We start from the raw sequence: 14,019 nt of genomic DNA, 5'->3' as shown, positions 1-14,019 counted from the left end.
GCGTGACGCTGCCCGGCGGCACGGTGCAGGCGACCAACTTCAACAGCCCGGTCCTGGGCACCGATGCGCTCGGCGTCTACACGCCGTTGTGGGGCGCTGCCAGCCGCCGGACGTCGGTGGCGGGCGCTTCCCGGGTGCGCGAAGCCGAGTTGCGCGACGGCGTCGTGACCGCCGTGCGCGAGCAGCCGGCGGACGGCCCGATCGCGGCGGGCACCACCCTGCTGCTGGCCCGCGAAGCCGGGGCGGACGCGCTCGCCGCGCTGCAGCCGGGTGACACGGTCGGGGTCACCTTCGCGCCGCGCTCGGACGCCGGGGAGATCGCGGTCGCCGTGGGCGGCAACGAAGTCCTGCTCCGCGACGGCGTCGTGCAGCCGGTCGACAACGTCGCCATGCACCCGCGGACCGCGGTCGGCTTCTCCGCCGACGGCCGGAAGCTGTGGCTGGCGACGGTGGACGGACGGCAGGCCGACAGCCGCGGGATGACCGAGCTCGAACTCGCCCGGCACCTGAAGAACCTCGGCGCCGACGACGCCGTCAACCTCGACGGCGGCGGGTCGTCGACGCTGCTGGCGCGCACCGAGGGCGAAGCCGCGCCGAGCGTCCGGAACTCGCCGTCCGACGGCGGGGAACGCCTGGTGCCCAACGGGATCGGCTTCGCCACCGTGGCGGGCAGCGGCAAGCTCACCGGCTTCGCCCCGGCACCCGCCGTGGCGGCGGACGGCGCGAACCGCGTGCTGTCGGGGCTGAGCCGGCACCTGGTCGCCGACGGCCACGACGAGACCGGCACGGCGGTGGCGGCCGATCCCCGCTGGAGCACGTCGGATCCTGGGCGGGCGACCGTGACGCGCGGCGTCGTCACCGGCCACCGCGCGGGTGCCGTCGACGTCTTGGCGCGGTCCGGCCGGGCGTCCGGGAAGACGGTCCTTTCGGTGCTGGGCGAGCCGGTCCGGCTCGGCACGAGCACCGAGCAGGTCGCGCTGTCGGGCGCGGGCGCGCGGAGCACGTTCAAGGTCTACGGCTACGACGCCGACGGCTACGGCACCTGGCTCGAACCCGACGACGTCAAACTCGACTACGACCACTCGGTGGTGCGGGTCGAGCCGTCGGGGGACGATTACGCGGTGACCGCGCTGACGTCCTCCGGCGCTTCGGCGATCACCGCTTCGGCAGCCGGCCTGACCACGCACCTGGCCGCGTCGGTGGGCACGGTGGCGCAGGTGGCGTCGCCGTTGGACGGTCCGGCGGGCTGGGCGGCCACGGTGTTCCCGGCCGTCGTCGGCGCCGCGCTCTCCGCGGCACCCGGCCGCGACGGCGGTGCCGGGCTCGCGCTGGACTACCGGCTGACCGGCACGACCGCGACGAGGGCGGCCTACGTGACGCCGTCGTCGGCGCTGCCCGTTCCGCCGGGCACGCAGAAGATCGGGCTGTGGGTCGACGGTGACGGCAAGGGCGCGTGGCTGCGTGCGGAACTGCGCGACGCGGCGAACGTGGCGTCCATTGTGGACCTTTCGCTGAGCGTCGACTGGACGGGCTGGCGGTACGTCACCGCCGCGATCCCGGCGGGGCTCCCGGCGGGACAGCGCCTGGCGCGCTTCTACGCCGTCGAGAACGTGCCGGACCAGCAGTACGACGGCCGGCTGGTCTTCGACGACCTGACCTTCGAGGTGGCGCCGACGGCGGCCGTGCCCGCCGATCCGGCCCCGCACGACCCGGCGCTGGTCACCGACGGCGTCCTGGCCGGCGGCCTGCGGGTCGCGGTGGTCAGCGACGCCCAGTTCACCGCGGACGACCCGGCGGGGCCGCTGGTCGCCCAGGCGCGGCGGGCGCTGCGCGAAGCCGTCGCGGCGAAACCGGATCTGGTGCTGATCAACGGCGACTTCGTCGACCGCGGCACGGCGCCCGACTTCGTGCTGGCCCGGCAGGTGATCACCGACGAGCTCGACGGCAAGGTGCCCTGGTACTACGTCCCGGGCAACCACGAGGCCGAAGGCGGCAACGGCCTCGCGAACTTCCAGGCCGCCTTCGGGGCCACCCACCAGGTCGCCGACGTCCACGGCATCCGGCTGGTGCTCCTGGACTCCTCCCGCGGCTCGCTGCGGGCCGGCGGGTTCGACCAGGTCCGGCTGCTGCGGTCGGCGCTCGACTCCGCGGCGCGCGACCGGTCGGTCCGCGGGGTCGTCGTCGCCATGCACCACCCCGTGCAGGATCCGAGCCCGACCGGGAACTCGCAGCTCGCGGACCGGAAGGAGGCGGCCCTCCTGACCCGGTGGCTGACCGGGTTCGAACAGTCCTCCGGCAAGCCGGCCGCCGCGGTGGCCTCGCACGCCGGCGTCTTCTCGCTGTCGCGGGTCGACGGCGTGCCGTACCTGGTCAACGGCAACTCGGGCAAGGCGCCCGCGGCCGCGCCGGGCGACGGCGGGTTCGTCGGCTGGACGCTGCTGCGCGTGGACCCGGCCGACCGCGACCGGCCGGTTCGGTTCGAGACGCGGCCGAACGTCGACTCGCTTTCGCTCACCGGCCCGTCGTCGATGGCGCCGGGCGAGCGCGCGGAGGTGCACGCTTCCCTGCGGCAAGGAACGCGGGAGGTGCCGGTGTCCTACCCGGTGAGCGCGGACTGGCAGGTCGGCCGGGGCGTCGTTGCGTTCGACCCCGCTTCCGGCGTGCTGACGGCGTTGCGGCCGGGTGTCGCGCGGCTGTCCGTGCTGGTCAACGGCGTCTCTCAGACGCTGGTGGTCACGGTCCGGGGCTAATCCGCTCGGTTTTTGTCGGTGGTGGGTTCTATGGTGCGAAGCGTGGACGAATCGGAGGACCGGGAACCGGCACTGGTGCAGGCCAAGGCACTGGTGAAGCGCTTCGGCGAGTTCGAAGCCGTGCGCGGGATCGACGTCGAGGTGCGCCGCGGGGAGGCGTTCGGCTTCCTCGGCCCGAACGGCGCCGGCAAGTCGTCGACCATGCGGATGATCGCGTGCGTGTCGCCCCGCACGGACGGTGACCTCCGCGTGCTCGGCCTCGACCCGGAGGTCGCCGGGCCGCGGATCCGCGCGCGCCTGGGCGTGGTGCCGCAGCAGGACAACCTGGACGTCGAGCTGACGGTCCTTGAGAACCTGGTGGTCTACGGCCGCTACTTCGGCCTGTCGCGCCCGGCGGCGCGGCGCAAGGCCGAGGAGCTGCTGGAGTTCGCGCAGCTGAGCGACCGGGCCGGTGACAAGGTCGACCCGCTGTCGGGCGGCATGAAGCGGCGGCTGACGATCGCCCGCTCGCTGGTCAACGACCCCGAGCTGCTGCTGCTCGACGAGCCGACGACGGGCCTCGACCCGCAGGCCCGCCACCTGTTGTGGGATCGGCTGTTCCGGCTCAAGGCCCAGGGCACGACGCTGATCGTCACGACGCACTACATGGACGAAGCCGAGCAGCTGTGCGACAGGCTGGTGGTGATGGACCACGGCCGCATCGCGGCGGAGGGCTCGCCGGCCGACCTGATCCGGCGGTATTCGACGCGCGAGGTCGTCGAGCTGCGGTTCGCGTCGGGGGAGCAGGTGTCCGCGGCCCAGCAGGTGGCGGGCCTGGCGGAGCGCGTGGAGGTGCTCCCGGACCGGGTGCTGCTGTACAGCGACGACGGCGAGGACACCCTGGAGCGTGCCCATTCCCGCGGGGTGCGGCCGCTGTCGAGCCTGGTGCGCCGCAGTTCGCTGGAGGACGTCTTCCTCCGGCTCACCGGCCGGACACTGGTGGACTGATGACGACCGTGGAATCGACCGGCCGGGTGGTCGGCAAATGGCACGGCGCCTGGCTGCAGGTCGAGGGGCGCTGGACCTGGTACCGCCGGCACTGGCTGTCCACTTTGTACTCCACCGGCCTGCAGCCGGTGCTCTTCCTGGCCGCGATGGGGCTCGGGTTCGGCTCGCAGGTGCGGCCGGGCGAGGTCACCGGCGGCCTGTCGTACCTGCAGTACATCGCCCCCGCGCTGCTGGCCGCCGGAGCGGCGCAGCAGGCGTTCGGCGAATCGAGCTACCCGGTGCTGTCCGGGTTCAAGTGGCAGAAGGAATACCTGGCCGTCACGGCCACGCCGGTGTCGCCGGGCCAGGTGTTCGGCGGGCACCTCATCTGGTCGGCCCTGCGCCTGACGCTGGCGGGCGCGATCTACGCGTTCGTCGCGCTGTTCTTCGGCGCCTGGACCGGGCCAGGGGTGCTGCTGGTGATCCTGGCCGGCACCGTCACCGGGCTCGCCTGCACCGCGCCGATGGCCGCCCTCGCCGCGCGGACGTTCGACGAAGGCCAGCGCTTCGGGCTGATCTTCCGGTTCGTCGTGATGCCGATGACGTTGTTCTCCGGCACGTTCTTCCCGATCGCCCAGCTGCCGGGCGCGATCCGCTGGCTGGCCTGGCTTTCGCCGCTGTGGCACGGCACGCAGCTGTCCCGCGGCGTGAGCATCGGCGGCGTGGGCGGCTGGGCGATGCTCGGTCACATCGCCGTGCTGGCGGCGTTGTTCGCGGCCGGGTGGGTGCTCGCGCACCGGGCCTTCTACCGGAGGCTGGTGGTCTGAATGACGACGGTCGAAGCCCGCGCCGGGTTGTTCCTGCGCATCCTGCCGCCGGCGCTGTACGCGGGCCGCGCCCGCATGCTCGTCGAACGCTCGGTGATGGTCTACCGCGGCAACTGGCTGATCTTCCTGTCCGGCGCGGTCGAGCCGTTCCTCTACCTGCTGGCGTTCCAGCTGGGGTTCGGCAAGCTGGTCACCGAGGTGACGGGCCCCGGCGGGCAGCCGATGAGCTACGTCGCGTTCGTGGCGCCGGCCCTGCTGGCGACGTCGGCGATGAACGGTGCCGTCTTCGAATCGACGTACAACCTGTTCTTCAAGCTGCGCTACGCGAAGCTGTACGACGCGATGCTGGCGACCCCGATCGGCCCGCTGGACGTGGCGCTGGGCGAAATCGGCTGGGCGATGACCCGCGGCGGCATCTACGCGGTGGCGTTCCTCGCGATCGCGGCGGCGATGGGCCTGCTGGCGTCGTGGTGGGCCCTGCTGATGGTCCCGGCGGCGCTCCTGGTGGGCCTGGCGTTCTCGGCGATCGGCATGGCCCTGGTGACGTTCCTGCGGTCGACGGCCCAGTTCGACTACATCCAGCTGGGCCTGACGCCGATGTTCCTCTTCGCGACGACGTTCTACCCGCTGTCGGTGTACCCCGAGCCGCTGCAGTGGGTGGTCCGTTGCCTCCCGCTCTACCACGCGATCGAGCTGATGCGCGGCCTCGCCACGGGCCTCCTCTCCGGCGGCATGCTGATCAACCTGGCCTACCTGCTGGCCTTGGGCGTCCTGGGCCTGTGGGCATCGACGCGCCGGATCGCCAAACTCCTCCTCACGTGAGTCCCGTCCCCAATCACGCGAGTCCCGCTCTCAATCACGCGAGTCCCGTCCCGGATCACGCGAGTCCCGTCCCCAGTCACGCGAGTCCCGCTCTCAATCACGCGAGTTCCGTCCCGGATCACGCGACATCCGGTCTCGCTCACGACCCGAGCGGGGTCAGCGGGCTTGGTCGGGCGGCCCGCCCGGCACGGCGGCAGGCGCCGGAACGTGCACCATCCCGTGCCCGTAGAACCCGTTGTACCCCTCGTACCCCGCGCAGTACGCGTCCTGGAGCCCGTCCCCGGTCAGGTCGTAGTCGGCCGGGCACGGCATCGGCATCGCCTGGGCCTCCAGCGTCCGCCGCAGCTGCCGCGGCCGGGCCTCCGGTGCCGCCGACGCCAGCAGCGCCAGCACCCCGGTGACGTGCGGTGCCGCCATCGACGTCCCGCACAGCGGCGCGTACCCGCCCGGCACCGTCGACAGCACGCACTCGCCCGTCTCCCCGCCGGGCGCGGTGACGTCGATCACGCCCAGTCCGTACGAGCTGTACCCCGCCTTCACCCGGTCCGCGCCGACGGCGGACACCGCGACGACGTCCCGCAGCCCGGCCGGCAGGGCCTCGCACCCGCTGCTCGCCCCGCGCGCCCCCGAACGCGCCGACGGCGTCAGATCGACGGCCTCGTTCGTCGCCGCCGCCACGTTCAACGTGCCCGCCGCAGTGCTGTACTCGACCGCGCGGGCCAGCACCTCGTGCACCACGCCGCGGTCGTTGCCGCGGATGCACGACAGCGACCACGGGTTGACGAAGAAGCTGCTGTTCGTCACCCGCAGGTGCCGTGAGGCAGCCCACATCAGCCCGCACACCGCGGCTTCCGGGGCGGCGTAACCGCGATCGTCGATCACCTTCACCGACGCCACACGCACCCCGGGCGCCACACCCGTCACGCCGCGCCCGTCGTCGGCCGCCGCGATGATCCCCGCCACGTGCGTCCCGTGCACCGACGTCGTCGGCTCCCACGCCGACGGCGACCGGTCGGGCGCGCCGGTCAGGCAGCCGGCGGAGTCGTCCGGGTCGATGGCGTCGCTCAGGTCCGGGTGGTCCGGGTCGATCCCGGAGTCGAGCACCCCGACGACGACGTCCCGGCGGCCGGCCCAACCCGCCGAGCCGCCCGGGGCGTCGATCATCCGCATGTCCCACTGCTGCCCGCTCAGGTCGGCGGTGGGGACGCGAGCCGGATCGGTCGCGGGCAGCGTGGCCCGCGCGGGCTGCGGCTTGACCTCGGCGGCGCGCTGCGCGGCCAGCCGCTCGGCCTGCGCGCTGAACGCCCGGTCGAGCCCGATCCGCTCGCCGAAACCCGGGTCGCCGGAGGTGGCGACCGCGACGGCGATCTGCGGGTAGTAGACGGTGGTGGTCCCGCAGGCGCCGTCGATCTCCGAACGGGCCGCGGCCTCGGTCGTGCCGCGGTCGAAGGCGACGACGTAGCGGAGGGCCCGGCCGTGGGCGCAGCCCGGCTCGGCTGCCACCGCCGGACCGGCGGTGACGCATCCCGAAAGCACCAGGACGGTGCACACGGCCGCTCGCAGCGGCCGCGCCAGCAGGGACACCGGACCTCCCACCGGATGCAGGAACCGCGGGTGCCGGCGCGCGAGATCCCGGTCACCCCGAGCCGCACCGTAGCCACCCCGTGCCCGGCGGACAAGCGCTGCGGCGAAGTTCCCCCGGCCGTGGGGTGCGCGGGGGCGGTACGGCGCGCCCGGGTGCCTGCGGGAGGTACCGAGTACACCGGAGTGGTCACCCGGTGTGGGATACTCGGGGTGGCCGCTGGGCCGCGGGGCGCACGTGAGAGGTGCTGCCTGCGGCGTTGTGGCCCGGTGATGTGCATGAACAGCGTGACGCGCGTCGCCGCCCGCGAACCGGGCGGCTGGACGACGTGGCAGGCGGCCCGGGGGCCGCGAAAGCCTGGCCAAGCACGCCGCCGAGCAGACCTTAGGCCGGGTTGCGCCCCACCGGAAGCGGTGGTGCGGCGCCCGGTTGTCGGGCAAGGATTCCCGCCGCTGGTGACCACCACGGCGGAACGAACAGAAAGGGGCCCCTGCGCGGCCGCGTCCCTGCCGGTGCGAACCGGCAGACGCGCCCGGGGGCGGAGGAGACACATGTCGAACGCGGAAACACCCGCCGAGCACACCGGCGGGAATCCCGCCACACCCACGGGCGGCCCGCTGGCCGACCTGCCGCCCCGGATCCGGGTGCACGCGCTGGCCAAGCTGCTGGAATCGCACAGCCGGGACGTCCTCGCGAAGCTCGCCGAGCTGGGCGAAAGCGTGCGCAGCGCGCAGTCGAGCGTGACCAGGGAAGTGGCGCTCAAGGTGGCCGAGGCCTTCGCGCCCGGTGAGACCGAAGACACGGCGGCCGAGCCCGCCGAGCCGGCGCAGCCCGCCGAGACCCGCCCGGCGGTGCCCGAGGTGCCGGTCGCCGAGGCCGAGAAGCCGCGGCCGCGCCAGAAGACCCGCGCGCACCTGCCGGTGTTCGCCGCGCCGTCGCCGGTCTTCCTGCCGCCGGAGCCGGCCGAGCCCGCCGCCAAGCCGGCCCGCAAGCCGGCCGACCCGTTCGCGGAGCCGCCGTCGCGCCCCGAGCCCGAGGTCGCCGAGGACGAGGCCGAGGACACCACGCCGGGCACCGACGCCGGGGCCGACGAAGACGGCGACGACGCCGGCAGCCGCCGTCGCCGCCGCCGGGGCCGTCGCGGCCGTGGCCGGGGCAAGGGCGCCGAGGGCGGCGACGAGACCGCCGAGGCCGAGGACGACCAGGTCGAGGAGCAGCCGCGCCGCAAGGGCCGCACCGGCGACGAAAAGCCCGAAGCGGACACCGAAGAGGCCGAGGACGCCGCTGAGTCGTCTTCGGAGGCCGAGAGCGACGCCGACGAGGGTGAAGGCGGCACCCGCCGTCGCCGCCGCCGTCGTCGCCGCAAGGGCTCGGACGGCGAAGACACCGCCGAGACCACCGACGACCCGCCCAACACCGTCACGCACGTCCGGCAGGCGAAGGCCGAGCAGCCCGAGCGCCCGGCGCGCGACGAGGTGCGCAGCGTCCGCGGGTCGACCCGCCTGGAAGCGAAGCGCCAGCGCCGCCGGGACGGCCGCGAGGCGGGCCGCCGTCGCGCCCCGATCCTGTCCGAGGCCGAGTTCCTGGCCCGGCGCGAGTCGGTCGAGCGCACGATGGTCGTCGCCGAGCACGGCGACTCCACCCAGATCGCGGTGCTGGAGGACGGCGTCCTCGTCGAGCACTTCGTGACGCAGTCGGGCTCCGGCTCGATCGTCGGCAACGTCTACCTCGGCCGCGTCCAGAACGTGCTGCCGAGCATGGAGGCCGCGTTCATCGACATCGGCCGCGGCCGCAACGCCGTGCTGTACGCCGGTGAGGTCGACTGGGACGCCGCCGGCCTGGAGGGCAAGGCCCGCAAGATCGAGCAGGCGCTGTCCACCGGCGACTCCGTGCTGGTCCAGGTCACGAAGGACCCGGTCGGGCACAAGGGCGCCCGGCTGACCACGCAGATCTCGCTGCCCGGCCGCTTCCTCGTGTACGTCCCCGCGGGCGGCGCCACCGGCATCTCCCGCAAGCTGCCGGAGAACGAGCGCCGCCGGCTCAAGGACATCCTCAAGCGGATCGTCCCGGAGGACGCGGGTGTCATCATCCGCACCGCCTCCGAGGGCATCGGCGAGGAGGAGCTGGGCCGCGACGTCGACCGCCTGAAGGCGCAGTGGGACGTCATCAAGGAGAAGGCCGCCGCCGGTTCCGGCAAGAAGGGCGGCGCGCCGACCATGCTCTACGAAGAGCCGGACCTGCTGGTCAAGGTCGTGCGTGACCTCTTCACCGAGGACTTCACCAAGCTGGAGATCCAGGGCAACCGGTCCTGGGAGACGATCAACGGCTACGTCAGCCACGTCGCCCCGGAGCTCACCGAGCGCCTCCGGCGCTACACCGGCACCGGCGACGCGTTCGCCGACCACCGGATCGACGAGCAGATCACCAAGGCCCTCGACCGGAAGGTCTGGCTGCCGAGCGGCGGTTACCTGGTCATCGACCGCACCGAGGCGATGACGGTGATCGACGTCAACACCGGCAAGTTCACCGGTTCGGGTGGCAACCTCGAGGAGACGGTGACCCGCAACAACCTGGAGTCGGCGGAGGAGATCGTCCGCCAGCTCCGGCTGCGGGACATCGGCGGCATCATCGTGATCGACTTCATCGACATGGTGCTCGAGTCCAACCGCGAGCTGGTGCTGCGCCGCCTCACCGAGTGCCTCGGCCGCGACCGCACGCGCCACCAGGTCGCCGAGGTCACCTCGCTCGGCCTGGTGCAGATGACCCGCAAGAAGATCGGCACGGGCCTGCTGGAGGCGTTCTCGACGCCGTGCGAGCACTGCAAGGGCCGGGGCGTGCTCGTCTCGACCGAGGTGCAGCGCACGAGCGGCGGCTCCTCGCCGTCGCAGGGCGGGAACGGCAACGGCGGCGGCAACAGCGGCGGCGGGGAGAAGAGCTCCCGCCGGTCGCGGGGCCGCGGCAAGGGCGAGGAGGCCGCCAAGGAGCAGGCCGAAGCCGCCAAGGCCGAGGTCCACGCCGTTCCGCCGCCGGAGCGGCGCGAGTCGATCGCGTCCGCGGTGGCGGCGGTGGCCAACGCCTCTAAGGCCGCCAAGGAGCACGACCACGGCGCGCTGAACGGCAACGGGCTCGCCCCGGAGCCGGCCAGGGAGGTCGCGGACGTCCCGGCGACCACGGAGGCGGACGAGACGCCGGTGGCGGCCGAGCCGCCCGCCGAGCCCGCCCAGGAGGTCGCCGGCACGCCGGTGACCACCATGGCCGACGAGGTGCCGGTGCCGCAGGACGAGGAGCCCGAGGTCGAACGGTCCTCGGCTCCGGAGCCGGTGGAGGAGCCGGTCACCGACGCCGAGGTCAGCGTGCCCGAACCGGCGGTGCGCTCCACCCGGCGCCGTCCGCGCCGGGCGGCGTCGCGGCCGGCGGGCCCGCCGGTGCACGCCTCCGACCAGAGCAAGTGAACAACTAGGGGGACCCCGGTGGTAACGCACCGGGGCACCCCACGTAACCTGTAGTACGGCCTGCCACCAGAGCAGGTTGTCTGCGCGAGTCCAGGACCGCCGTTCCATCAGGTGGGCCGATCGCGCGGAGCCCCCACCCATTGTCGAGTAATGCAGGAGACTTCCGTGTCGGCGTACGCGATCGTCAAGACCGGCGGCAAGCAGTACAAGGTGGCCGTCGGCGACGTCGTCGAGGTCGAGAAGCTCGAGGGCGAGCCGGGCACCGAGCACATCCTCCCCGCCGTTTTGTACGTCGACGGTGGCGATGTCACCACGGACGCCGACGCGCTGGCGAAGGTCTCGGTCACCGGCAAGGTCGTCGAGCAGACCAAGGGTCCGAAGATCCGGATCCACAAGTTCAAGAACAAGACGGGCTACCACAAGCGCCAGGGTCACCGGCAGAAGCTGACCCGCGTCGAGGTCACCGCCATCTCCCTGTAAGGGCTTCCGGATCTTCGTTTTTCAGAAAGAGGACTGAGCTATGGCTCACAAGAAGGGTGCGTCCAGCTCCCGCAACGGTCGTGACTCGAACGCGCAGCGCCTCGGCGTCAAGCGCTTCGGTGGCCAGGAAGTCAACGCGGGCGAGATCCTGATCCGCCAGCGCGGCACCAAGTTCCACCCCGGCGTGAACGTCGGCCGTGGCGGCGACGACACGCTGTTCGCCTTGGCCGCCGGTGCGGTCCAGTTCGGCGAGAAGCGTGGCCGCAAGACGGTCAACATCGTGCCGTCGGAAGCCTGAGTTTCGGCTTCTGTCTAGACCTCTGACGAGGGGTGGGGCCGGAATATCCGGTGCCACCCCTCGTTTGTTTTGTTTACTACGTTGTCGTTGAGTGAAGTGAGGCAAAGTCATGGCGTCCCGGTTCGTGGACCGTGCGGTCATCCACCTGACCGCCGGTGACGGGGGCAACGGCTGCGCCTCGGTGCACCGCGAGAAGTTCAAGCCCCTCGGCGGCCCGGACGGGGGCAACGGCGGCAACGGCGGCGACGTCCTGCTGGTCGTCGACCCGAACGTGCACACCCTGCTCGACTTCCACTTCCGCCCGCACGCCAAAGCCGGCAACGGCAAGATGGGCCAGGGCAGCAACCGCGCCGGTGCGGCGGGGGAGACGCTGGTGATGAAGGTGCCGTCCGGCACCGTCGTGTTCACCGAGGACGGCGAGATGGTGGCCGACCTGATCGGTCCCGGCACCACGTTCGTCGCCGCCCAGGGCGGCCGTGGCGGGCTCGGCAACGCCGCGCTGTCGTCGAAGGCCCGCAAGGCGCCCGGGTTCGCGCTGCTGGGCGAGCCGGGCGAAAGCCGCGACCTGACGCTCGAGCTGCGGTCGGTCGCCGACGTCGGCCTGCTGGGGTTCCCGTCCGCCGGCAAGTCGTCGCTGATCTCCGTGCTGTCCGCGGCCAAGCCGAAGATCGCCGACTACCCGTTCACCACGCTGGTGCCGAACCTCGGCGTCATCACCGGCGGCGACACGGTGTTCACGATGGCCGACGTGCCCGGCCTCATCCCCGGCGCGTCCGAGGGCAAGGGCCTGGGCCTGGACTTCCTCCGCCACATCGAGCGCTGTGCGGTGCTGGTGCACGTCGTCGACTGCGCGACGCTGGAGCCGGGCCGCGACCCGCTGTCCGATGTGGACGCTCTCGAGGCGGAGCTCGCGAAGTACACGCCGAGTCTCGGCGGGAAGCTCGAAGAACGTCCGCGCGTGGTCGTCCTCAACAAGATCGACGTCCCGGAGGCGGCCGAGCTCGCCGAGTTCGTCCGCCCGGACTTCGAAGCCCGTGGCCTCCAGGTGTTCGAGGTTTCGACGGCGTCGCGCAAGGGGTTGCGCGAGCTGACGTTCGCTTTGGCCGCCATCGTCGAGAAGTACCGCGAGGCGCAGCCGGTGCTGGAGCCGGAGAAGATCGTCCTGCGGCCGCTGGCCGTCGACGACTCCGGCTTCACCGTCGAGGTCGACCCCGAGGAAGAGGGCGCGTTCATCGTCCGCGGCGCCCGCCCGGAGCGGTGGATCCGCCAGACCGACTTCGCCAACGACGAGGCCGTCGGCTACCTCGCCGACCGGCTCAACCGTCTCGGCGTCGAGGACCAGCTGGCGAAGCTCGGCGCGAAGCCCGGCAGCCCCGTCACGGTCGGCGACGTCCAGTTCGAGTGGGAGCCGTCGACGCCTTCGGTGGCGGTCCACCTGTCCGGGCGCGGCACCGACGTCCGGCTGGAGCGCACCGACCGGGTCGGCGCCACCGAGCGCAAGGAAGCCCGCCGGATCCGGCGCGAGGGCTCGGACGAGTTCGAGGACGACCTGGACGTCGAGGAGTGAGCGGCACGCGCGAAGCCATCGCCGCCGCGCGGCGGCTGGTGGTCAAGGTCGGCTCGTCGGCGCTGACCAGCGCGGGCAGCGGGCTGGACGTGGCCCGGCTGGACGCGCTGGTCGACGCGATCGCCGAGCGCGTCGCCCGGGAAGCCCAGATCGTGCTGGTGTCCTCGGGCGCGATCGGGGCCGGGCTGGCCCCGCTCTCGCTGGGCAAGCGGCCGCGTGACCTCGCCACGCAGCAGGCAGCGGCGAGCGTCGGGCAGCTGGCGCTGGCGCACGCCTACGCCGAGTCGTTCGGCCGGTATTCGCTGACGGTCGGGCAGGTGCTGCTGACGTCCGACGACGTCGTCCGCCGGTCGCACTACCGCAACGCGCAGCGGACGTTTTCGCGGCTGCTGGCGCTCGGCGCGGTCCCGGTGGTCAACGAGAACGACACGGTGGCGACCGAGGAAATCCGCTTCGGCGACAACGACCGCCTGGCGGCTTTGGTGGCCCACCTGATCGGCGCCGACGCGCTGATCCTGCTGTCCGATGTGGACGGCCTGTACGACGGAGATCCCCGCGGCGGCGCGACCCGCAAGCTGACGGAGGTCCTCTCCGAGTCCGATGTGGACGGAATCTCGGTCGGCATGTCCAGCTCGGGCCTGGGAACGGGCGGCATGGTGTCCAAGCTCGCGGCGGCCCGGACGGCGGCGGGAGCGGGCATCCCGGTCCTGCTCGCGGCGGCCTCGGAAGCCTCGGCGGCGTTGACTTCGGCTTCCCCGGGCACAGCGTTCGCCCCGGCGGACACCCGCCTGTCGGCCCGCAGGTTCTGGCTGGGCTACGCGGCGGACACGACGGGCAAGCTCCGCCTCGACGACGGCGCGGTGACGGCGGTGGTCCGCCGCCGCCGCTCCCTCCTGGCCGCGGGGATCACCGGCGTGGACGGCGACTTCCAGGCGGGCGACGTCGTCGACCTGGTCGACGCGAAGGACCGCCCGGTGGCCCGCGGAGTGGTGGCCTTCGACGCGACAGAGCTCCCGGACCTGATCGGCCGGTCAACCCCGGAGCTCCCGGAGGAGCAACGCCGCGAGGTAGTCCACGCCGACGACCTGGTCCCCCTCCGCCGCTGACCCCGTGTCGGCTCCCCAATCACGCGAGTTGCCCCTCCAATCACGCGAGTTCCGCCTCTAATCACGCGAGTTCCGCCTCTAATCACGCGAGACCCGCCTTCAATCACGCGAGATCCGTCTCTGATCACGGGTGATGCCGCCGTTGGTCGGCGCTCTCGGCCGAGAGCGC

General features: G+C 72.8%; 10 protein-coding genes. 9 read left to right on the top strand and 1 reads right to left on the bottom strand.

The window, feature by feature from the left end; all coding sequences use genetic code 11:
• From CCN39_RS27435 to CCN39_RS27420, 4 genes are all read left to right on the top strand, one after another.
• A partial coding sequence (locus CCN39_RS27435) for a phosphodiester glycosidase family protein (RefSeq protein ID WP_086846685.1) occupies window positions 1-2,750 on the top strand: 2,750 nt, incomplete at its 5' end.
• Window positions 2,751-2,780: 30 nt separating this feature from the next.
• On the top strand, window positions 2,781-3,737 hold the full coding sequence (locus CCN39_RS27430) for an ABC transporter ATP-binding protein (RefSeq protein WP_086846683.1): 957 nt from the start codon (window positions 2,781-2,783) through the stop codon (window positions 3,735-3,737).
• Window positions 3,737-4,543: an ABC transporter permease gene (locus CCN39_RS27425; RefSeq protein WP_086846681.1), complete on the top strand. Its 807-nt coding sequence runs from the start codon at window positions 3,737-3,739 to the stop codon at window positions 4,541-4,543. The genes CCN39_RS27430 and CCN39_RS27425 overlap by 1 nt, the downstream gene beginning before the upstream one ends.
• Window positions 4,544-5,365, top strand: a complete 822-nt coding sequence (locus CCN39_RS27420; RefSeq protein ID WP_086846680.1) for an ABC transporter permease — start codon at window positions 4,544-4,546, stop codon at window positions 5,363-5,365.
• 156 nt (window positions 5,366-5,521) lie between these two features.
• Here CCN39_RS27420 and CCN39_RS27415 read toward each other — a convergent pair whose 3' ends face one another.
• On the bottom strand, window positions 5,522-6,949 hold the full coding sequence (locus CCN39_RS27415) for a S8 family peptidase (RefSeq protein WP_086846678.1): 1,428 nt from the start codon (window positions 6,947-6,949) through the stop codon (window positions 5,522-5,524).
• A 549-nt stretch (window positions 6,950-7,498) separates the two neighbouring features.
• On the opposite strand from CCN39_RS27415, the gene CCN39_RS27410 reads away from it, so the two are divergent.
• The 5 genes from CCN39_RS27410 to proB all read left to right on the top strand — a co-directional run bounded on the left by CCN39_RS27410 (window position 7,499) and on the right by proB (window position 13,850).
• Window positions 7,499-10,399, top strand: coding sequence for a translation initiation factor IF-2 N-terminal domain-containing protein (locus CCN39_RS27410; RefSeq protein WP_086846676.1), 2,901 nt, complete (start codon window positions 7,499-7,501; stop codon window positions 10,397-10,399).
• Window positions 10,400-10,564: 165 nt separating this feature from the next.
• Entirely contained in the window at window positions 10,565-10,879 is a 315-nt protein-coding gene (gene rplU / locus CCN39_RS27405; RefSeq protein WP_003067132.1) for a 50S ribosomal protein L21, read from the top strand.
• A 40-nt stretch (window positions 10,880-10,919) separates the two neighbouring features.
• Window positions 10,920-11,177 carry a 50S ribosomal protein L27 gene (rpmA, locus tag CCN39_RS27400; protein WP_086846674.1) on the top strand — a complete coding sequence of 86 codons (258 nt, stop codon included), beginning with the start codon at window positions 10,920-10,922 and terminating at the stop codon, window positions 11,175-11,177.
• Between the two features lie 109 nt (window positions 11,178-11,286).
• Window positions 11,287-12,744 carry a GTPase ObgE gene (gene obgE, locus CCN39_RS27395; protein WP_086846672.1) on the top strand — a complete coding sequence of 486 codons (1,458 nt, stop codon included), beginning with the start codon at window positions 11,287-11,289 and terminating at the stop codon, window positions 12,742-12,744.
• Entirely contained in the window at window positions 12,741-13,850 is a 1,110-nt protein-coding gene (proB, locus tag CCN39_RS27390; protein WP_086846670.1) for a glutamate 5-kinase, read from the top strand. The genes obgE and proB overlap by 4 nt, the downstream gene beginning before the upstream one ends.
• Window positions 13,851-14,019 lie beyond the last annotated feature (169 nt).

Source organism: Amycolatopsis kentuckyensis (assembly GCF_002155975.1).
GTDB classification, from domain to species: Bacteria; Actinomycetota; Actinomycetes; order Mycobacteriales; family Pseudonocardiaceae; genus Amycolatopsis; species Amycolatopsis kentuckyensis.
Note: the sequence above shows the minus strand (reverse complement) of the source record. Positions and strands in the feature narration are given on the sequence as shown.

What these genes read in the sequence shown, in the direction of transcription:
- CCN39_RS27425 (WP_086846681.1), top strand. Translation starts at nt 3,737, where the DNA reads ATGACGACCGTGGAATCGACCGGCCGGGTGGTCGGCAAATGGCACGGC.
- CCN39_RS27410 (WP_086846676.1), top strand. Translation starts at nt 7,499, where the DNA reads ATGTCGAACGCGGAAACACCCGCCGAGCACACCGGCGGGAATCCCGCC.
- obgE (WP_086846672.1), top strand. Translation starts at nt 11,287, where the DNA reads ATGGCGTCCCGGTTCGTGGACCGTGCGGTCATCCACCTGACCGCCGGT.
- CCN39_RS27430 (WP_086846683.1), top strand. Translation starts at nt 2,781, where the DNA reads ATGGTGCGAAGCGTGGACGAATCGGAGGACCGGGAACCGGCACTGGTG.
- rpmA (WP_086846674.1), top strand. Translation starts at nt 10,920, where the DNA reads ATGGCTCACAAGAAGGGTGCGTCCAGCTCCCGCAACGGTCGTGACTCG.
- CCN39_RS27420 (WP_086846680.1), top strand. Translation starts at nt 4,544, where the DNA reads ATGACGACGGTCGAAGCCCGCGCCGGGTTGTTCCTGCGCATCCTGCCG.